The organism is Lysinibacillus sp. GW823-FHT02G10 (genome assembly GCF_058797135.1).
Map to the genome: position 1 here is coordinate 361,817 of NZ_JBXAJI010000002.1, position 21,639 is coordinate 383,455.

General features: G+C 36.6%; 20 protein-coding genes and 1 riboswitch. Of the genes, 8 read left to right on the plus strand and 12 right to left on the minus strand.

Annotated features, from left to right (window positions below):
• Window positions 1-56: 56 nt before the first annotated feature.
• The 3 genes from AC1RFD_RS11700 to mbcS form a co-directional block, all read right to left on the minus strand.
• Window positions 57-683 carry an RDD family protein gene (locus tag AC1RFD_RS11700; RefSeq protein WP_054549949.1) on the minus strand — a complete coding sequence of 209 codons (627 nt, stop codon included), beginning with the start codon at window positions 681-683 and terminating at the stop codon, window positions 57-59.
• 12 nt (window positions 684-695) lie between these two features.
• Window positions 696-1,709, minus strand: a complete 1,014-nt coding sequence (gene sppA, locus AC1RFD_RS11705) for a signal peptide peptidase SppA (protein ID WP_048393549.1) — start codon at window positions 1,707-1,709, stop codon at window positions 696-698.
• Between the two features lie 185 nt (window positions 1,710-1,894).
• A complete protein-coding gene (mbcS, locus tag AC1RFD_RS11710; RefSeq protein ID WP_115674498.1) occupies window positions 1,895-3,478 on the minus strand; it encodes an acyl-CoA synthetase MbcS in 1,584 nt (527 codons plus the stop codon).
• A 190-nt stretch (window positions 3,479-3,668) separates the two neighbouring features.
• A riboswitch (TPP riboswitch) is annotated at window positions 3,669-3,766 on the plus strand.
• A gap of 83 nt (window positions 3,767-3,849) precedes the next feature.
• Here mbcS and thiM point away from each other — a divergent pair.
• From thiM to thiE, 3 genes are read left to right on the plus strand one after another with little or no spacing between them, the layout of a single operon-like run.
• Window positions 3,850-4,617 carry a hydroxyethylthiazole kinase gene (gene thiM, locus AC1RFD_RS11715; protein ID WP_259948483.1) on the plus strand — a complete coding sequence of 256 codons (768 nt, stop codon included), beginning with the start codon at window positions 3,850-3,852 and terminating at the stop codon, window positions 4,615-4,617.
• A complete protein-coding gene (gene thiD, locus AC1RFD_RS11720; RefSeq protein WP_259948485.1) occupies window positions 4,605-5,429 on the plus strand; it encodes a bifunctional hydroxymethylpyrimidine kinase/phosphomethylpyrimidine kinase in 825 nt (274 codons plus the stop codon). Before thiM ends, thiD begins: the two co-directional genes overlap by 13 nt.
• Window positions 5,419-6,063 (plus strand): thiamine phosphate synthase, encoded by a 645-nt coding sequence (gene thiE / locus AC1RFD_RS11725; RefSeq protein WP_048393540.1) that lies wholly within the window; start codon window positions 5,419-5,421, stop codon window positions 6,061-6,063. The genes thiD and thiE overlap by 11 nt, the downstream gene beginning before the upstream one ends.
• A gap of 70 nt (window positions 6,064-6,133) precedes the next feature.
• On the opposite strand, the gene AC1RFD_RS11730 is transcribed toward thiE, so the two are convergent.
• The 5 genes from AC1RFD_RS11730 to ezrA form a co-directional block, all read right to left on the minus strand.
• Window positions 6,134-6,352: an alpha/beta-type small acid-soluble spore protein gene (locus AC1RFD_RS11730; RefSeq protein ID WP_004226165.1), complete on the minus strand. Its 219-nt coding sequence runs from the start codon at window positions 6,350-6,352 to the stop codon at window positions 6,134-6,136.
• A 145-nt stretch (window positions 6,353-6,497) separates the two neighbouring features.
• Window positions 6,498-7,706, minus strand: a complete 1,209-nt coding sequence (thiI, locus tag AC1RFD_RS11735; protein ID WP_048393538.1) for a tRNA uracil 4-sulfurtransferase ThiI — start codon at window positions 7,704-7,706, stop codon at window positions 6,498-6,500.
• Window positions 7,707-8,858 carry a cysteine desulfurase family protein gene (locus AC1RFD_RS11740; protein ID WP_259948487.1) on the minus strand — a complete coding sequence of 384 codons (1,152 nt, stop codon included), beginning with the start codon at window positions 8,856-8,858 and terminating at the stop codon, window positions 7,707-7,709.
• A gap of 106 nt (window positions 8,859-8,964) precedes the next feature.
• Window positions 8,965-9,432, minus strand: coding sequence for a GNAT family N-acetyltransferase (locus AC1RFD_RS11745; RefSeq protein ID WP_259948488.1), 468 nt, complete (start codon window positions 9,430-9,432; stop codon window positions 8,965-8,967).
• An 89-nt stretch (window positions 9,433-9,521) separates the two neighbouring features.
• On the minus strand, window positions 9,522-11,222 hold the full coding sequence (ezrA, locus tag AC1RFD_RS11750) for a septation ring formation regulator EzrA (RefSeq protein WP_492474919.1): 1,701 nt from the start codon (window positions 11,220-11,222) through the stop codon (window positions 9,522-9,524).
• 163 nt (window positions 11,223-11,385) lie between these two features.
• On the opposite strand from ezrA, the gene hisJ reads away from it, so the two are divergent.
• Window positions 11,386-12,180 (plus strand): histidinol-phosphatase HisJ, encoded by a 795-nt coding sequence (gene hisJ, locus AC1RFD_RS11755; protein ID WP_259948491.1) that lies wholly within the window; start codon window positions 11,386-11,388, stop codon window positions 12,178-12,180.
• A gap of 25 nt (window positions 12,181-12,205) precedes the next feature.
• Complete coding sequence (locus tag AC1RFD_RS11760; protein ID WP_259948494.1) at window positions 12,206-12,685, plus strand: GAF domain-containing protein; 480 nt, start codon at window positions 12,206-12,208, stop codon at window positions 12,683-12,685.
• Between the two features lie 88 nt (window positions 12,686-12,773).
• Here AC1RFD_RS11760 and AC1RFD_RS11765 read toward each other — a convergent pair whose 3' ends face one another.
• Window positions 12,774-14,552, minus strand: a complete 1,779-nt coding sequence (locus tag AC1RFD_RS11765; protein WP_231595662.1) for a sensor domain-containing diguanylate cyclase — start codon at window positions 14,550-14,552, stop codon at window positions 12,774-12,776.
• 573 nt (window positions 14,553-15,125) lie between these two features.
• Here AC1RFD_RS11765 and rpsD point away from each other — a divergent pair.
• Window positions 15,126-15,728 (plus strand): 30S ribosomal protein S4, encoded by a 603-nt coding sequence (gene rpsD, locus AC1RFD_RS11770; protein ID WP_016991579.1) that lies wholly within the window; start codon window positions 15,126-15,128, stop codon window positions 15,726-15,728.
• Between the two features lie 71 nt (window positions 15,729-15,799).
• Here rpsD and AC1RFD_RS11775 read toward each other — a convergent pair whose 3' ends face one another.
• Complete coding sequence (locus AC1RFD_RS11775; RefSeq protein ID WP_492474920.1) at window positions 15,800-16,996, minus strand: MFS transporter; 1,197 nt, start codon at window positions 16,994-16,996, stop codon at window positions 15,800-15,802.
• 90 nt (window positions 16,997-17,086) lie between these two features.
• Entirely contained in the window at window positions 17,087-17,635 is a 549-nt protein-coding gene (locus AC1RFD_RS11780) for a MarR family winged helix-turn-helix transcriptional regulator (protein WP_328013000.1), read from the minus strand.
• A 530-nt stretch (window positions 17,636-18,165) separates the two neighbouring features.
• On the opposite strand from AC1RFD_RS11780, the gene AC1RFD_RS11785 reads away from it, so the two are divergent.
• A complete protein-coding gene (locus AC1RFD_RS11785; protein ID WP_004226138.1) occupies window positions 18,166-19,371 on the plus strand; it encodes an iron-containing alcohol dehydrogenase in 1,206 nt (401 codons plus the stop codon).
• 139 nt (window positions 19,372-19,510) lie between these two features.
• Window positions 19,511-20,314, plus strand: coding sequence for a cobalamin-binding protein (locus AC1RFD_RS11790; RefSeq protein ID WP_054549940.1), 804 nt, complete (start codon window positions 19,511-19,513; stop codon window positions 20,312-20,314).
• Between the two features lie 50 nt (window positions 20,315-20,364).
• On the opposite strand, the gene tyrS is transcribed toward AC1RFD_RS11790, so the two are convergent.
• A complete protein-coding gene (gene tyrS, locus AC1RFD_RS11795; RefSeq protein ID WP_115674505.1) occupies window positions 20,365-21,633 on the minus strand; it encodes a tyrosine--tRNA ligase in 1,269 nt (422 codons plus the stop codon).
• Window positions 21,634-21,639: the final 6 nt, after the last annotated feature.

Sequence of the window (21,639 nt, forward strand, 5' to 3'; positions counted from 1 at the left end):
AGCTTACATACATAGAAATAGATAAGACTGTCTCCTAATTTGAGACAGTCTTATGTTTATTGTTCATTTTTTTCCTCTAGCTTGGCTAAGTCTATTTTTTCTTCTTGCACAGTAATTTCTATATGTTCTTCTTGTTTTGGTAAAGTAGTCGGTGTTGAAGCCTTTTCAATAAAGATCTTTTCGTGCACCACTGTTGTATCGGCAAAATAATCATGTAAGCCTTGATTTTCTGGCAAAATCACTACCAAAATATACAGTGGCATAAAAATATTATTGATGATACGACCAATCCAATCACGGAATAACACATCTGACCAAGTTAGCTGATCGTGCTTTAATGAAATTACACGTAATCCGAACACCATTTTCCCTAGTGTTTGCCCAAAGAACTTGGTCATCAGCACAAAATAGCTATAGTAGAAAATTGCTGTAATAATAGAAATTGGCGCATACCAAACCGAATCAGATAAAGACCAATCCATTAAATAGAAGATAGGATTGACGAGTATTCCACCTACAGCAGAAATGATGAATCCATCTAATAAAAATGCCCAAAATCGTACCCAAAAACCAGCAGTTTTTAATGCATAGTTTTTTTCATGTGCCGATTCTCCTGAAGTGTTTATATAGAAGCCATTTTCCAATGAGGGTGAACCTTGCATAACAATTTCATTGTTTGTCATTGTGCTCCCCCCTTAGTATTCCCCATATAGATACATCATTTTCGGAGCGCTATAGTCCGTCATGATTTTCATTAGCATTTTTTCTTCGGCAGAGGGACCGAACATGGAGCCAATTTTCATACCTACGTATGATTGCCAGCCACCCATATCGTATGAATACTCAAATAAAGCTGCATCTTCAAGTCCATAATCCTCACGAAGAGCTGCAATGGCCGCTTCTTCATCACCAATTTCATCAATTAACCCTGCTTCAAGTGCTTTTGTACCGCCAAGAATACGACCATCTGCAACCTTCTTTACTTCTGCTTCAGACATATTACGTCCCTGCTCTACAATATCTACAAATTCTTCGTACGTTTCATTAATCATATCTTGCATCATTGCACGTTCCTCTGCTGTCACTTCACGCATTGGACTTAGCATATCTTTATGCTCTCCCGATTTAAACGTTTCAAATTTGACTCCTACTTTTTCAGCCAGCTCTTGATAGTTAATTGATTGCATGATGACACCAATAGAGCCTGTTATTGTATCACGATGGGCAAATATTTTATCTGCTGGTGCAGAAATATAATAACCACCTGAAGCTGCCATAGAATCCATTGATACATAAATTGGAATTTGTCGTTCTTCTTTTATTTTTAGTAGCTTTTTATAGATATCTGCAGATTCCTTTACACCACCACCTGGTGAATTAACGCTTAAAACAACACCCTGTATGGACTCATCATATAAAATATTATCCAATTGTTCTAAGAAAAATTGATGATCATAGGCAACTGGTTGCCACAATGTACTTGAGCCGATATCTTGAATTGTTCCATCTACCTTTAAATAAGCAATTCGCTTATCAAAATTCTCCCCTTCAATGACATTTTCATATACATCTAAGCTATTACCTGCCATTAAGCTATCAAAATTACCTAGGAAATCTGCTTTAAATAGCGCAAAAATGGTATTAATTCCTAACGAAAATAGTAAAAGAACACCTGCCACTACTAAAGCAACCCACCTTTTTACATTCATGTCTTTCCGCCTCCTCAACACGTAATACGTATGACTTGCCAATTTGTTTCATTTTTTTGCAATAATTAAACACAAAAAGCTTTAAGCTATGTATTTCCTCATATTACCTTACCTAAAAAAAATAAAAAAATCAAAGTCCATACCTTTGATGAACTTTGATTTTCGACATTATTTCCTAGGAAATATTATAATTGGAGGTGTTTGATTTCTTGTTGCCGTAATTCGACACGTCTAATTTTCCCAGAAGATGTTTTTGGTAGTTCCTCTACAAATTCAATAGCACGTGGATATTTATAAGGAGCAGTCAATGATTTAACATGACTTTGGAGTGTTTGAATAAGCGCTCCATCACCTTTTTCACCATTGCGCAGAACAATAAATGCTTTGACAATATTTCCTCTTACTTTATCAGGGCTCGCTATAACAGCAGCCTCTTTTACAGTTGGATGTTTCATTAAAGCATCCTCTACTTCAAAAGGGCCAATTGTATAGCCTGAGGATATAATAACATCGTCTCCTCGTCCGTCAAACCAAAAGTAGCCATCTTCATCTTTATAGGCACGATCTCCTGTAATATACCAATCCCCACGAAATTGTAAATTTGTACGTTCAGGATCATTTAAATATTTTTTAAAGAGTGCTGGCGTTTCGCGATGAACAGCAATATCACCAACTTCTCCGATTGTAACAGGTTTGCCCAAATCATTAATAATTTCAACAGTGTTGCCAGGAGTAGGTTTTCCCATAGAGCCAACTCTCGCTTCCATCCCTACCATTGTGCCTACCAATAATGTATTTTCCGTTTGTCCATAGCCATCTCGCACTTGTAATTTGAATGTTTCCAAGAATACTCTAATAACCTCACTATTTAATGGCTCACCAGCTGATACAGCTTGGCGAATTGCACTTAAATCATATTCATGTAAATTTTCAAGCGCTGCCATAAAACGATATTCAGTTGGTGTACAACATAGTACATTGATTTTGAATCTCTCAAGCAATGCTAAATAAGAAGCTGCTTCAAATTTACCTTTGTAGACAAATGCAGTAGCACCACTGCCTAAAGTAGCTAGAAATGGACTCCAAATCCATTTTTGCCACCCTGGTGCTGCAGTCGCCCAAACAATATCATTTTCTTGTACACCCAACCAATATGGTGCTGTTGTTCGTAAATGAGCATAGCCCCAACTATGCGTATGCACTGCTGCTTTTGGATTTCCTGTTGTTCCGCTTGTATAGGCTAAAAATGCATTGTCTGTGCTTTTTGTTGGGATAGGATTTATGTAGGTTGTAGGTTGATTATTCATTTTTTCAAGTATGTTCTGCCAAGGTTCATGTGCATTCCCTATGACAAATTGCAGTATGTCTTGTAAATTTTTCACTTTATCGAACTGTTCAATATAGGGTTCAAATGCAATAACTGCTTTAGCATTTGCATGATGAATTCGATACTCAATATCCTTTGTTCTTAACATCTCAGAACTTGGAATAATAGTTAAACCCGCTTTCAATGCAGCAATATACACAATATATGCTTCAACCGAACGTGGTACCATTACTAAAATGACGTCACCTTTCTTTAAACCTTGCTTGGTGAATACATGTGCTGCTTGATTTGCTTTTTCCAATAAATGTGCATATGTAATACATTGGATGTCTTGGTTTTCTTCATAAATGATTAAAGCATTTTTGGCTGCATCCTGAGCATATTTTTCAATTTCCTCTACTATGTTATACCATTCTGGTGCAACTAAATCTTGTCTTTTCATGGCAATTGCCCCCTTTTGTTATGACACATTATAAAACTCTTTTTTCAGCATTTTCAATGGTTTGTGCTTAATTTCGGTAAAGTCATGACAACTATCATACCCTCCTATATGGCATCGGTCACATTTTATCTATAGGAAAACTTGCTATTGAATACAAATGAAAAGTATGGTACATTTTGGTCAACTAAAAGCAAGATTGCAGGGGGACTCGTAAGAGTTGAGAAGGTAAAACCTGACCCTTTGAACCTGTTAGTTAATACTGACGTAGGGAGCAATAAACATCGTTTTCAGATGAAAGGCTCTTTTCGTGCATTTTTACACAAAAAGAGCCTTTTTTGCATGCTTACGTCCATCCCTAAAGGAGGACTACAATGATTTTTCAAACAATTCGTCAACAGCAACCACTTATCCATTGTATAACCAATTATGTAGTGGCAAATTTTCAAGCAAATGGTTTATTAGCGATAGGTGCTTCACCAGTAATGGCCGATGACTACCAAGAGGTAGAGGAGATGGTGGCCATTGCTCAAGCATTATTAATTAATATTGGAACACTTAATGATCGCACAAAAAGTGCCATGTTATTAGCAGGTGAAAAAGCCAATAAACTTGGTATTCCTGTTATTTTAGATCCTGTCGGAGTTGGAGCCACAACTTATCGTAAGGAAACCGTAAGATACTTACTTGAAAACATACACTTTGCCGTGATTCGCTGTAATCTCGGCGAGCTAGCAGCAATAGTTGGTGTAAATTGGCAACAAAAGGGTGTAGATAGTGGTCATGGCACTATCGCTACGGAATTAGAAGCCACATCATTGGCTCAACGCTATCAATGCATTGTTATTGTCACAGGAGAACGCGATTTTATAACTGATGGCAAGCATAGCCAATGGATCGCTGGTGGTCATCCACAAATGACGGAAGTAACGGGTACAGGTTGTTTACTTAGCGCAATTTGTGGCGCAGCCTATAGTGTAAGCCATAATCCTTACCAACAATTAACAGAAACACTTACTTACTATAAAAAAGCAGGTGTACTGGCATCCGCATTTACTGCAGACATTGGTGATTTTCAAATAGCCTTACTCAATGCTATACATCGCTTATCAAAGGATGGTGCAGCTTCATGCATATTGTAACAACAATCGCTGGCTCAGATAGTGGTGGAGGCGCGGGTATACAGGCTGATTTAAAAACATTTCAGGAATTAGAAGTGTTCGGTACTTCTGTTATTACTGCTCTAACTGCTCAAAATACTTTGGGTGTAACAGGTGTTTGCCCTATTGACGTTTCCTTTATAAAAAAACAATTAGAGGCCTTAGTAGAAGATTTTCCAATCGCTGCGATTAAAACAGGAATGCTTTATTCCTCAGAAATTATCAAAGCAATTGCACACCAGATCAGGGAGCTAAACATTCCACTGATTGTTGATCCGGTGATGATTGCAAAAGGTGGGGAAAGCCTATTACAGCAAGAAGCTATCGATGCCTTACGCTCAACTTTATTACCACTTGCTACGGTTGTTACGCCCAATATACCCGAGGCAGAGACACTTACTGGGAGATCTATTCATCATTTTGAAGATATGAAAGAAGTAGCTCAAAGCTTGTTACAGCTAGGTGTACAATGTGTCATCATTAAAGGTGGTCATATAGCAGATCCACTTTATGCCATTGATTATGTATTTTGCAAAAATGGACGTTCTTTTTCTTTGCAGTCTCCACGAATCCAAACAAAAAATACGCATGGTACTGGATGTACATTTTCCGCAGCACTTACTGCTTTTCTTGGACAAGGATTTGCTCTGGAAAATGCCATTATGGAAGCTAAAAAATATATCCAATTAGCTATTATGTTTAATTTATCGATTGGAAATGGTCATGGACCCACTAATCATTTTGCTTATCAACAGTATAAGGAAGGCTGTGAGGTGATTATTCATGAAACGTGAGGATTTGGAGCTTTATTTTATTATGGGTACGAGCAATGTTCCTCCTCAAGAACAACCTATCTATATCCTAGAAAAAGCCTTGCAAGCAGGCATTACAATGTTTCAATTTCGTGAAAAAGGTCCTCACGCGTTAACTGGACTTGCCTATGAACAATTTGCACGCCAATGCCAAAAACTATGTCATCACTATCATGTGCCCTTTATCATTAATGACGATGTTGATCTAGCGATACGACTAGGAGCTGATGGTGTTCATATCGGACAAGATGATTTACCTGTAAGTGTAGCACGTAAAAGAATCGGGAACATGATTCTTGGTGTATCTGTCCATTGCGAGGAAGAATTGCAAATAGCTATTAACCATCAAGCTGATTATGTTGGTATCGGTCCAATCTTTCCAACATCCTCTAAAAGTGATGCACAACCACCATGTGGTACATCTTTTTTACAGGAGGCTCATTCATTACATCCTGAATTACCAATTGTAGCAATCGGTGGAATTAATTTCACAAATGCACATTCTGTATTTCAAACGGGGGTTGATGGTGTTGCTGTTATTTCAGCTATTTGTCAAAGCAAAGATGTTGATCATACAGTAGCTACATTTAGATCCTTATCTCGTATAAATAAATGATCAATAAACAAACTAAAACCAGTGCCTTTTACGGTCACTGGTTTTAAGTTTATAAATGCTTAATCAGCATTTATTGGTTGTTGTTTGGCATACCTTTTAATTGAGATTCTGCCATTTGTACAAGACGTTTAGTGATTTCACCACCAACGGAACCGTTGGCACGAGCTGAAGCTTCAGCTCCTAATTGAACACCAAATTCTTGTGCAATTTCGTATTTCATTTGATCTAGTGCTTGTTGTACACCAGGTACTGCAAGCTGGTTTGAACTACGGTTGTTGTTTGAAGCCATGTTTCTCACCTCCTTGTGAATATAGAATGTGCGATATTAGATTTTTAATACAAAAAATTTAGAGGTAAATTGTACCTCTATTGGAATAACAATATCCATACAAAAAAGCCGTCTCAAAATGGGCTTTGAGACAGCTTTTGAATCCTTATAGTAGATCTGCAAATTTATCTTGTTGTTCTTCTTTCTTAGGGAAAATATAGACCTCGCGATTCTTCACTGCTCGCTCGATCAATTCATCAAAGTCAGAGAAGCTTTCATAATGCTCAACCTTTTCAAGCTTCGGTTTTGTTTTTGGACTTGCTGGTGTAAAAATCGTGCAGCAATCTTCAAATGGCTGAATAGATGTTTCGTATGTGCCGATTTTTTCTGCAATATCAATAATCTCTAATTTATCAGTTGAAATCAGCGGACGAAGGATAGGTGTATTTGTTACTGCGTTTATTGCTGTTAAACTTTCAAGCGTTTGACTCGCCACTTGTCCAAGACTTTCGCCCGTTACAATAGCAAGTGCACCAATTTCCTCACGCACCTGATCAGCAACCTTCAACATCATTCGGCGTGTTGTCGTCATCGATACATTAGAAGGTACTTTTTCTTTAATAAGAACTTGTATTTCAGTAAAAGGAATGACATGCAAACGAATACTAGCACCAAATTTTGTTAATTCATTGGCAAGCACTTTAACTTTTTCCAATGAATTTTGGCTTGTATAAGGTGGACTAAAGAAGTGAATTGCCTCTAATCGCACACCACGCTTCATCATTAAATAACCTGCGACAGGGCTATCAATACCGCCAGATAGCATTAATAAAGACTTGCCATTTGATCCTACAGGCATTCCACCTGCACCAGGAATGACTTGTGCCATCATATAAGTTGCATCATGACGAACTTCTACACGTAGCTCAATATCAGGCTGCTTCACTTTAACAGATAAATTTTGAAATTGTGGTAAAACATAGCCACCGATCTCACGTTGGATGGCATGAGATTCTAAAGGAAATGTTTTATCAGTACGTTTTACCTCTACTTTAAATGTATGTGGCTCATCTTTAAATGTCTCCATAATAGTGATAGCGAGCTTTTTCATACTGTCCATATCTTTTTCGCATGCAGCGACAGGGCTAAATGATTGAATACCAAAAATTTTAGGTAAACCTGTAATTAGCATTTGCATTTGTGCTTCGTCTTCTATGGCAATAAACATACGGTCACGTTCTGTGCGAATATGCAGTTGTCCTAAATCTGCAAAGGCATGACGAATATTTTCACGTAAACGGCGGATAAAATCCATTTTGTTGCGACCTTTTGTAGAAAGTTCACCATATCTAATTAAAATTTCTTTCCAAATCATTTACTTTTTTTCTCCTTTGAGTTCCAACATTACTTCTGCTAGTACTTGTTTAAAGTTTTCTATATCTTCTATTGTGTTATGTGCGCCAAAGCTAAGGCGAATCACGCCTTTTTTATAATGCTCATCAAGGTGAAGCGCCTCGACGACATGACTTGTTTTCGTTTGCTTGGAAGAACATGCACTTGATGTCGACACAATGACACCACGTTTTTGCATAGCATTAATAATGACTTCCCCTTTTAAATCACGAACACTAAATGACACAATATGCGCAGCTCCCTGTGGCGTTGATAAAACATGGACTGCTTCGCCATAACTTTCTAGCTGAGTTCGGATTTCATCGTGCCATTGACGGTATTTATTTGAGCGTTCGTTTATTGTTTCAACAGCAAGTCGAGCCGCTTTCGCTAAAGCAACAGCTTGCGGAACTGCTACAGTACCACTACGCATACCAAATTCCTGACCTCCACCAAGAGCAAAGGGCTGCCATCTTATGGGTTTACGGAATGCTAACACTCCTGAGCCTTTAAAGCCATGAATTTTATGACCAGAGATAGAAATTATGTCAGGTCCTTCTTCTTTAAAGGATATTGCTAATTTCCCAAAGCTTTGCACAGCATCAACATGAAAGGCAGCACGACTCATTTCATGAATCATTTTTGCTGCTTCCTTAATAGGCTGAATTGCACCCATTTCATTATTCACATGCATGATGCTAACTAAAATTGTTTCTTTTCGTATTTTAGTACGAAGCTCATCTAGAGAAATCACACCTCTTCGATCGACACGAAGATATTCAACATCATAGCCCTCTTTTTCAAGTTGTTTCATTGTTTCTAGCACTGATGGATGTTCAATTTCAGTCGTTAAAATATGCTTTCCTATATGCGTATTACTACGTGCTATGCCAAAAATAGCTGCATTATTTGATTCTGTACCACCTGAAGTAAATAGCACATTTTTTGCCTCTGTCTGCAAAATATCTGCTACTTGCTCACGCGCACGTATTAATAAATCATTTGCTTCAACACCCATAGCATGGATGGAAGCAGGGTTAGCATAATACTGCTCATTTACAACCATAAAAGCCTGCATAACCTCTTTTAAAGGCTTAGTTGTTGCACTATTATCCAAATAAATTGTATTAACCATAACTTTTCACACACTTTCAAAACGTTGATTTAACGGTATTTATCATAACGCAATCTTTGGCGATTGACCACTAACTTTAACAATTATTTAAATTTTAATTGATATCCTACATTTTTTTCACCATCGTGACAAACTCTGTTGGTGTACTAAATTCAATTGCTTTAACAAAACCAAATTTTTCATAAAGATGGATTGCTCTCTTATTAAATAGTGCAACTGTTAAACGTAATGGCAGCTGATATTCTTCTTGAACTGTTTGAACAATAAACGAAAAAAATGCCGTTCCTAATCCTTGACCCGTTAGATTTGGCTTCAACCCAATTCCAATATCTATACAGTGTTCTTCATACGCCCCAAAACCTTGCCCTTTTGGCACTTGGGCTGCTTTACCTGTACAATAATAGCCAATTAGTTCACTATGATTATTAAAGATCGCAAAGTAAGGATTATCAAGCATTTCTTGTACATTTTCACCCGATAATTCATTATTGTAAAAATCGTAAGGTGCTACATATTGCCATTGTAAAATTTCACTTGCGAAATGTTCATTCATTTCTTTGATGGACAATTTCATACTGAATCACATCCTAATCTAAGCATAAATAGAAAGCTGTCTAAAAAGTAATCGCTATACTTTTTAGACAGCTCAAAATGTTATTTGAATTATTTTGCTATGAATTCTTCGGCAACCATTTCTTGAATACGCTTTAAGGCACCTGGCTCCATTTCTTCCACTGCTGTACCTGCTTCTTCTAAAGCCTTTGCATAACGGAATTGATGGAAAGCCTCTTCTGCTTCTCTTAAACGTCCGTTCAATTTTGGGTTCGATGCACGATGACGATTACCGTACTGAATAATACGCTCAATGAGCATCACATTTTCTATTAACTCATGTGCCTTTACTTTAACATCCTCTACACAGAGTGTTGCTGCATTTAGATTATTATGAACAGTACCCATATTAAGTGGTACTTCTTGCAAGCTTTGCATGACAACATAGATGTGCTCTGCTGCCTCATCAAGTCGTGCATCCATCTCCTCAGGAATTCCTGGAATATTTGCCTTGTTCAATAAACGATCAGTATCCTGTAATATTTTCTTTAAGTTTTCGACTTGAGCGCGTGCCTTATTTTCATCTATTCGAAGTTTCTTCATTGTATTCGACAGATGACCTTGTTCTTCGTGAATTCGTTCAAGCTCTTCACTAATTTCGATTAACTCTTCCTGTAAGCTAGAATAAGCTGATTTTTCTTCCCTAACTCGCATAGCTAATAGATCATAGCGACGTTGCAGTGCTTCCAATTGTTTTAAAGCGGCTTTTGGAATTTCGGCATCTTTTTCATTTAAATGATAACTTTGCTGTACATACGTTGCCTCGTCATTCACTAATTTTGTTGAAGAAATGACATTGGTAATAGAACTTAATAAACGATCACAATTTTGATCTACATAATTTTTAGCAATAACCTCTTTTTCAAGTAAATCATAAAAATGGTCGATTTCTTCATTTATTTCTGTCACACGCGGTTTAACAACTTTTAAATTCAGCTCTGCAAGTTCGAGTTTTAATGCCTCGAATTCTTTTTCATATTTATTAAGTGCATCTGTCAATTCTAAATGCTGTAAATAGTAAGATTGGTCTTCCATTTCACGCTGACCATTACGCAATTCCTGAACCGCACCTGGTAGCTTCACTTGAATTTCCGTTAAGATGGTTGGAACATCATTAATATATTCGAATGTCTGCTGCGATTCTTGATTTAAGCTAATGACAATTTCTCGCGCTTGCAAATAATTACCTTCATTCGTTAGGACATCGAACTCTTCAAATTTTTGAACAAATGTCTCTAGCTTCTTCTCTAATGCAGGTAATGCTACACCGAATGAATGCTGATGAGCCAGCAATGTCTTTCTTGCAGAGCGATAGTATTCTTTTAATTGTTCGATTTCAATTCGATTTTTTTCTTCGCTGCCAATTAATTCATTCAGTTCTTCTAAAATTTTATTTTTATCTTGGTCGCATTTCTCAATGTAATCTTCAATTTCACGTTCTATTAAAGTTGCCCTTTTAAAACGAAGTCGATTAATTTGATCCTCAGCATCAAATAGAAGAGAATCGATTTTAGTCATATGTACGTCGATGACTTCATCCCAAGTATTGCGCCATCGTTCAAACATTTCTTCCGTTTCACCGTTCATGTTTAAAGATTTTACTTTTGAAATTTCTTCATTTATAGGATTATGTTGTATTTGTAATTTTTCATTTTCTAGTTTTGCAATAATTGCAACATGTTTTCTTCGCATTATAAATCCTACTATGGCTAAAATTAATAGTAGGATAATCGGAATGATGATATACTCCATCGTAAGCCTCCTATTCTACAATAAACGAATTGGCTAGTTGTATTTATTATATACTATGTTTTCGCCTTTTGTACTAAAATTTAAGTGTTTTTCAGAAAACTGTATTTTCGCTATTGTGAAATATTTAAATAGCGTATCTATAGAGCTAAAGGAGTGGTAAATTATGAAACGTGATGGGCATATACATAGTCCTTTTTGTCCACATGGCACTACGGACTCATTCAAGCAATATATTGAAAAAGCAATTTCTCAACATTTCACAGATATAACATTTACAGAACACGCCCCATTGCCCAAAAGTTTTGTCGATCCAACCCCGCAACAAGATAGTGGCATGAATCCTGATGATCTCATGTCTTACATTGAAGAATTGCAACATCTACAACAACAGTATGCACAAGATATTCGTATCCGCATCGGACTAGAAGTTGACTACATCCAAGGCTACGAACAAGAAACTCGTCAATTCCTTGATACCTATGGACATCTTTTAGATGACGCTATTTTATCAGTCCATTTTTTAAAATGGCAAGATACCTTTGTATGTATCGACTTTTCTTCTGAATGCTTTATTGATTTTTCAAAAAAAGTTGGCTCTGTTGAACTGGTATATGATTTATATTATGATACTGTCCTACAATCGATTAGTGCAGATCTTGGACCATACAAACCAAAACGGATTGGACATCCATCACTTATTCATAAATTCCAACTAGCGCACAACGAAAAAATCAATGACACCCCACGTATCAAAGAAGTATTAGACAGCATGAAATTCGCGGGCTATGAATTAGATTTAAATAGTGCAGGTTTAAGTAAACAATATTGTCAGGAGCCTTATCCACCATTTGCCCTTATCAATTATAGTCAAACTATTAAACTACCATATGTATTTGGTTCAGATGCACATTGCGCAGAAGATTTACATCAACACTATAATGTTATATTACCAATTTAAATAACTTTTAAACGAGGTGCTTAGTATGTTTACACAAATTAATTACGAAGGATCAATTGCTGACCAGTATCTGACATTATCAAAACAATTAGATGCACTATTAACTGGCGAAACCAATCAAATCGCCAATTTAAGTAATGCCTCTGCTCTGTTAAATCAATTTTTAACGAACATTAACTGGGTTGGTTTTTATCTCTTGCAGGATAATGAGCTTGTGTTAGGACCATTCCAGGGTCTTCCTGCCTGTGTTAGAATTCCTATTGGGCGTGGTGTTTGTGGTACAGCTGTGGCAACAAGAGAAACAGTTGTTGTAAAAGATGTACATGATTTTCCAGGGCATATTGCCTGTGATGCTGCATCGCAGTCTGAAATTGTTATACCGCTAATGAAGCAAGGTGAAATTATTGGTGTGTTAGATATCGATAGTCCTATCGTGAATCGATTTTCAGTGGAAGATCGTAATGGCCTAGAGAAATTTGTTAAAACACTTCTTAACCATTTATAATACAATATTAAAAATTGCCCTGAAATGTTTTATATTGTCATTTCAGGGCGATTTATTTAAACAACCATTTACGTTTTGCTTTATAATCCTATGAATTCGTTTGGAACGATCCATTGTGAGTACAAAAGCGATTTTTCCCGCTGTTTTTCGCCTCATACAAGGCTGTATCTGCATGTAAAAACACAGATTGGAATGCTGGTCGATCTCGCTCATCCCATGTTATAAGACCCGCAGAAATGGTTACTTGTGGATCTGTGGTACTTGGGATGACTTCCACAATGGTTGATGCTAATTCTAAAGCTTCTTTTTCATCGATGTTAGGGACATAGACAGACATTTCTTCTCCACCCCATCTTGCACAAATTCCACGACTTCCAATAGTTTCTTTTAATTGAACCGCAATCTGAACAAGAATTTTATCTCCAACTTGGTGACCATACGTATCATTAATGCGTTTAAAATTATCAATATCAATTAACAAAAACATACCAGATTGATCATATTCAAGCGATTTTTCTACAAACTGATCGAGGTAACTACGAGCATACAGTTTCGTTAAATGATCCAAATCGACCATTTCCTGAAGCTGTGTTCGTAAAATTGAGTTTGCAATGGCTAATGATGAATGGTGAATTAAAGATTGCATTAATTTGAAACTATCGAATGAAAAGAAATATGGCTCTTTATGTAAGACAATACTAAAACCATTAATCTTTTCCTCCATAAGTATAGGAATCGCCATAATAGAGCGATACTCAATTTGATTAGGAGTTAGACGGCTGAAATCCGCAACAAATAGTGGATCATTCGTTTGAGCAAAGTGCTGTTCAACATGTTTTATATAACTTTGACCGTTTTCTGAATGGAACAGGGAGGTACTTGCACCTGTTATTTCAAATGTATCGTGTTTTTTAAATGCGAAACATACTTCCATTGGCTGAAAGGATTTCAGTAACTGCTTTTGTAGGAAAAGTAACATTTCATGAATGTCAATTCGCATATTTAAACGATGCGAAGTTTCATTGATGAGTTGTAAGTCACTTACGAGGCGATGCGATTGATGATATAACTTTGCATTTTCAAGAGCATTTCCTGAAGCTTGTGCCAGCATCCGTACAAAATCTTTTTCGGTTGTTGAAAAAAGATAAGTGGTGGGTGCACTTACTTGCAAGATGCCATAAATAGCTTGCCTGCCCTTAATCGGTGCATTTAACAACCGACAATTTAAATCGCTCGCTAGCTCTGTCGTCAACTCTCCTGATACAAAGGCTTCAATTGTAGCAGGTCTTTCTGATAAATAATCAAAAAGCTTAATATCGATGGTCGTGTGTCGATCTTGATCATTCGATAAAATAAGCTCCACATTAAACTCAGGAAAATTATCCCGTATATTTTTTAATACATTTTCTAAAATTAAATCAATATCCATTGTTGAATGAAATAAGTCAGTCATGTTATATAGTTTTCTATATTGATCTTCATTTATTTTGACATCTAAATTGTCTCTAATCATTTGAAGAACCTTTGAAAGTGTTTCTATACACTCTTCACCATACTCCGAGGTCATAAAGTCTGTCCAAGACTCTGTTGCCTCCACAAGTAATATACCAATGGGATTTTTGCCCTCTGCTTGGAAAAGCACCATATCTGTCATCATTGAATAGGCCTGTCTTGCTTTCAATATATAAGGAATTTTCACTACTTTTTGTTGATAAAAACTAGCTTCAATCATCAGCCATGACACAGCATTTAGCTTTGTTTCAATTGTTAATGAAGCCATCTCTTCGATTGGGATTAAGGAATTACCTTCAAAACTAAGAAAAGCAGCATTATCAATTTTCAAGCGCTTCTTTAGAAACTGTTTCAATGAACAAAAATACCCATTAAAACTAGTTTGTTCTTCATAAGAACTCACCCAAAAGCTCAAAACATCAGATTTTATATATTTTAGCGTTTGTAAATGGTCTGTCATGAAATCACCTTTTCTATATAACGTCCAAATCAATTACTATTAACTTATAATATATTATACATAATTTGTGTCATTTTGACTATGTAATTATCCCTTACTTTTACAATTTACATAACACAGCGTATCATTAACTATTCCCATATTATTTAAAATAGGTAGTGAGGAATTTCCTACTATGTTCTTTTATATTTTTTTACTAGCTAATAATTGACGTCCTTGTCCAAAGCAGTTACAATGGAGGTTGTGTAAAATAAACGCAGCAGTGGTATAAGCTTATGATTGTATTTTATTCCTCTATTTTCTGATGTACAACTACTTAGATGACCAGCAATGAAAATTAGATGGTGTATTGTGTAACCTAACGGCTGCATAGGCGAAAGTACATGAAAATAAAATGCGTGTAAGAATGGGTACTACTGGTTTTTGTTTTACAACAAAAAAACCAAATTTAAAGGAGGAGACAACAATATGTCTCGTTATACAGGTCCATCTTGGAAATTATCACGTCGTCTTGGTATCTCACTAAGCGGTACAGGTAAAGAAATCGAAAAACGTCCTTACGCACCAGGACAACACGGTCCAAACCAACGTAAAAAATTATCAGAATACGGTTTACAACTTCAAGAAAAACAAAAACTTCGTCATATGTATGGTATGAACGAACGTCAATTCCGTACTCTATTTAACCGCGCTGGTAAAATGAAAGGTGTTCACGGTGAAAACTTCATGATCCTTCTTGAAACTCGCCTTGACAACTTAGTTTACCGTTTAGGTTTAGCTCGTACTCGTCGTGGAGCTCGTCAATTAGTTAACCACGGTCACATCTTAGTAGATGGCAAACGCGTTGATATCCCATCATACAGCGTAAAACCAGGTCAAACGATTTCTCTTCGTGAAAAATCTCAAAACCTTGCTGTAGTAGTAGAAGCAATCGAAGTAAACAACTTCGTACCTGACTACTTAACATTCGATGCTGACAAAAAAGAAGGTACATTCACTCGCCTTCCAGAGCGTTCTGAATTATCAGCTGAAATCAACGAAGCATTCATCGTAGAGTTCTACTCTCGTTAATCAATTGGTGCTAATAAAAGCCCTGAAATCCCTTGTATACCAAGGCTTCAGGGCTTTTTTTCTATGAACAATCAATTAGAACCTACGTTTTTTCCGCTTTTAATCATTAGCGCAAAAACTAATCCAGTACCGAGTATTGTAGCAAGTAGGAGGAAGGCTACAGTAAAGCTACCAAATTGTATGAAATAAGCAGATATGAACGGTGCAACACTTGTTCCAGCAAATAAAATTACTGTGTACATAGAAACTGCAATCCCTCCCATATTCCAACCTAACTGACTAACAAGCGTTACTAATGAAGGAACAGCAAGGGCAATCCCACCAACAAATAAAATACTACTGATGGTTAAACCAGCTATAGTTGAAATAAAGCTCATCGCTGTCAGTGCAATAATCGAAAGAGTTAAGGCCATTTTCAGTACAAACAGCACATTAAAACGCTTTGCTATTTTCCCCGCAAATGGTGACATAACCATCCCCACTATCCCAAAGATACGAATGTAAATAAGGTTCTGACTTTTCATACCAAAGAAATCACTCGTTAAATAAGCCCCTAAAATAATGTACATACCGACAAATGACATTAATAATACAAACGCAATGATATAACTAAAGATCAAATTTCTATTGTTGAAAATAATACCAATTCTCTTCAGAGGAGCCCATATATTTTTAGTTTCATTCTGAATTATTCCCTTCGGTAAGATCCACACGACTAACAAAGCAGTCATAACATACACTACAGCAAGTACATAAAAGATGACGCGCCAATGACTATGGTCGCTTACATATCCACTAAACACCTGACCAACTATACCCGCTACAAGAAATCCCGTACTGATAAAACCTACTGCCCCAACTTTTCGATCATTTGAAAAAACCTCAAGAGTATAGGCAAGTGCTACTGGTGAAAATGTTGCTGCCGCAAGCCCCTGTAATCCTCTCAATAGAAGGATAAAAGAAAAGTCATTAGCTAAACCTAGAAGTAACGTTATTACGCTTAATGAAAAAAGCCCAAATACAATGATATTTTTACGACCATATTTTTCTGATATCACACCATAGAAAAAACACCCTAGTGCAAATCCAAGTGAAAAAACACTAGATGTAAAACCCGCTTTAGTCAATGAAATATGAAAATAATCACTGAATACACTAATCAGAGGTATTGTTAAATAGAGACTCGACATCACTACCATACCTGTCCAGGATAAAATAGTTGTCATTAAAGCATAATTTGCTCGATTTCCTGAAATTACAATGTTCATTAAATACATCACCCTTTTAGTTCGATTAACTTATAGTTAGATAATCTAATTAAATGTTTAAAAATTAAACTGTACCAAAATAGCTACAGTTTAACGTTCCACCTTTAATTTTCTTTGTATTGATGTTAATAATTTACTCACTAGCTTCTCAAATACTTTTCGTTCATCAGGCTCCAAATCAATTAAATTAGAAGCACATGACGACCAATAAGTCGGTAACACTTTCGTTATAAAAGCACGACCTTCATCCGTTAAACTTACATAGACCTTCCTCCGATCTTCTTTACTATGATTCCGTACAACAAGATTTCTCTTTTCTAGCCAATCAAGCATTGACGTTGCTGATGCTCTCGTAATTCCTAATCGTTGAGCTAAAGCGGATGGAGTCGCTCGTCTATCTTCATGTAGAGTCAGCAATAGTAATAAGTCTAATTTACTTTCCGTAATGCCAAAAGGAGCTAACTCATTGTCTGCTACATCCAGCACATAATCACTTAACCATAACAACATTAATCCCAGCTTGGCATCTTCTCGATTTGTATCACTTGAAGAAGACATTTGAATCAGTTCAATATACGGCTCTACCCCTAATACAGGTAAATCATCTTCATGTGTGTACGTTTTCTTACTTTTTGTCATTACAATCACCTTTTAATTAGATTATCTAACTATAAATTTAATCCAAAGCAAGAATTTTTATTTTCACTGATTTCTTCAAAATGATGCACTACTTTTTTAGCGCAGACGCATTGCCCAGATTATTATAACCAACAATAATTTTTTCTCTTATATTGTGGCAATTTTATGTACTTTAAAATAACAATTACATAGTTTCAAAATAACATAATCACTACCTTTATAATAAAAACAAAATATCAGTTATTTACTATTCATTAGATCCTCAAAATAGAACTGTTTTCCAAAAAATATATTTTACTTTCATAGTAAAATATTTTTAAAACCTTTTTAAATTCAATATTCTACAACAAAACAACATTCCAACGCTCCTATCATCACCTTAACTTTTTTGTAAAATAATAACATGAAGAAATTTAACAATTTTAATAAAAATACGAGTTGAACTTTTACAAAAAATAGAATACGATGAATTGCGAAAGGTGGTTCACCATCATTCAAGCAATAATAATTTTTTAAAAGGGGTTGGAAATATGTCAGACGTTCTAAAGCAATTTGTTATGCCGAAAACAAACTTATTTGGACCTGGAGCAATTCAAGAAGTTGGTAAACGCTTAAATGATTTAGAAGTGAAAAAGACATTAATCGTAACAGATGAGGGTCTACACAAATTAGGTCTCTCAGAACAAATTGCAAACATCATTACAGCTGCTGGAATTGATGTAGCAATTTTCCCTAAAGCAGAACCAAATCCAACAGATCAAAACATAGAAGATGGCATTTCCGTGTATCATGCGGAAAACTGTGATTCTATTGTTTCTCTTGGAGGAGGCAGCGCACACGATGCAGCAAAAGGTATCGGACTTATTGCTTCGAATGGTGGACGCATTCATGATTATGAAGGCGTTGATAAATCACAAAATCCACTTGTGCCATTAATTGCAATTAATACAACTGCTGGTACTGCCAGTGAAATGACTCGTTTCACTATTATCACAGATACAGCACGCAAAGTAAAAATGGCCATTGTTGATAAGCATGTGACACCGTTACTTTCTATAAACGATCCTGAATTAATGATTGGTTTACCTCCTGCTCTTACGGCAGCTACTGGGGTCGATGCACTAACACATGCTATTGAATCATTCGTTTCTACGAATGCTACACCAATCACGGACGCATGTGCTGAAAAGGTCCTTCAGCTAATTCCTGAATATCTACCACGTGCCTATGCAAATGGAGCTGATATAGAAGCGCGTGAACAAATGGTATATGCACAATTTTTAGCGGGAATGGCCTTTAATAATGCATCACTTGGCTATGTTCATGCAATTGCTCATCAATTGGGCGGTTTCTATAACCTACCACATGGCGTGTGCAACGCTATTTTATTGCCACATGTTTGTCGATTTAATGTCACAGCACGTACAGAGCGCTTTGCTCGTATCGCTGAATTATTAGGAGAAAATGTAGAAGGTTTAAGTAAGCGAGATGCGGCTGAAAAGGCTATTACAGCTATTGAGAAGTTATCACAAGATTTAAATATTCCTAGCGGCTTCCGTGAATTAGGTGCAAAAGATGAGGATATTGAGATCTTAGCAAAAAATGCATTATTAGATGTGTGTGCTGAGACGAACCCTCGTAAAGCAACACTAGAGGATATCAAACAAATCATCACAAATGCAATGGGTCCTATTGTGAAAAAAGAAGAGTCACTCGAGGCAGTTGCCCTTTCTTAATCGACGGTTTCCTATAAGCCTATACAAAGGATGGAGAAAACAAATGTTTTCTCCACTTTTTTATGGACTCGATACACACACATTGTCTATCACGGGAACTCTCGTTATACTTTTCTTAAAAAGAATAGGAGAAAATAATATGCGTTTAATTTCAATTTGTCCTAGCAATACAGAATTAGTCGCCTATTTAGGGCTGACAGACCAGCTCGTTGGAGTTGATGATTATTCCGATTGGCCATCATCGGTTAAAGATCTACCACAGCTTGGGCCTGATTTATCAATTAACATGGATGCATTAGAGGCATTACAGCCTGATCTTGTTCTGGCTTCCTTGAGTGTACCTGGTATGGAAAAAAACATTGAGGCACTAAAAGAAAGAAATATCCCTCATATTATTTTTAATGCAAACTCATTAGAAGAAATTGCGCAAGATCTTCTGACACTCGGGAAAGCTTGTCAAGTGGAGGAACAAGCAAAGACAATTGCTGAAGAGTACATGCATTCCATCGAAAAAATGTATTCCATTGCACAAACAATTCCGAAGAAACCTACCCTGTATTGGGAATGGTGGCCGAACCCTATTTTCACTCCTGGGAAAATAAATTGGCTAACAGAAATTAGCGCTCTTGCTGGTGGCATTAATCTATTTCAAGATGTTGAGCTTGCTAGTGTTCAAACAGATTGGATAGATGTTGTTAAACGCCAGCCTGACTATATCATGATGGCTTGGGTTGGTGTCGCATTTGAGCGTATCCAACCTGCTAATTTATTAAAACGTCCATATGCCAAAGAGTTACATGCCATTCAATCGGAACAGCTCCATGTAATGGAAGAATGGCTGTATTGTCGCCCTTCTCCACGACTTATTGAAGGTGCTATAAAGCTTGGAAAAATACTGCATCCTAAAGAATATGAACAAATAAAACCTCCAAGTTTCTTATGATGAAAAAACCACATCCAGCGTTTTTTGGGATGTGGTTTTGCAAATAGAAATTAGATAAATTTCACCATATGATATTTTTTCTTACCTCGACGGACAATGCTAAATGCATCCTCTAAACGATCCTTCGCATCGACTACATATTCTAAATCTGTTACCTTTTCACCGTTTACACTAATAGCACCATTTGATACATCCTCACGTGCTTGACGTTTTGAAGAGGAAATGCCGGCCTCCACAAGTAGGTCCACAATGTTTTTATCCTCTTTAGCCATTTCAATAGAAGGAACGTCTTTAAAAGCGTCCTTCATTTCTTCGGCTGAAAGTGCTTTTAGATCTCCTGAGAATAAAGCAGCTGTAATACGGATGGCTTGCTCTAATGCCTCTTGACCATGTATTAAACGAGTCATTTCTTCAGCTAGCGCCTTTTGTGCCTTACGTAAATGTGGCTCCTCCTCTACAGATACGGCTAAAGCTTCAATTTCTTCACGAGATAGGAACGTGAAGATTTTTAAGTATTTTATGACATCTGCATCAGCTGCATTGATCCAGAATTGGTAGAATTCATATGGAGATGTTTTCTTACTATCTAGCCAAACAGCACCACCTGCGGTTTTACCAAACTTTGTACCATCTGCCTTTGTTACTAATGGAATCGTAATTCCAAAGGCTTTCGTTTCTTCCTCGTGTGTTTTACGAATAACCTCTAACCCTGTTGTAATATTACCCCATTGGTCAGAGCCACCTACTTGAATACGGCAATTGTAGTGATTGTATAAATGATTGTAATCAATACCTTGAATTAACGTATAGGCAAACTCTGTAAACGAGATTCCTGTGTCAAGACGAGAAGCAATCGTATCTTTTGCTAACATATAGTTTACGTTAATTAGTTTCCCGTAATCACGTAAAAATTCAATTGTGTTTATATTACCAATCCAGTCACGATTGTTCACAAGCTGAGCACCATTGCCATCTTCCGCAAATTCGAAAATACGTTCTAATTGACTACGGATTCCTTGAACGTTTTTATCGATTTGCTCTACTGTTTGTAATTGGCGCTCTTCTGAACGGCCAGATGGGTCACCGATCATCCCTGTCGCACCACCAACAAGTAAAATTGGACGGTGGCCCGCTTTTTGGAATCGACGAAGTGTTAACAATGGAACAATATGTCCAATATGCATGGAGTCAGCTGTTGGATCTACCCCACAGTATAAAGATACAGATTGTTCATCTAATAATTTTGCCATGCCTTCCGCATCTGTTTGTTGGTATAGCAAACCACGCCATTCTAAATCTTGTAATAATTCGTTTGTCATGTTCAT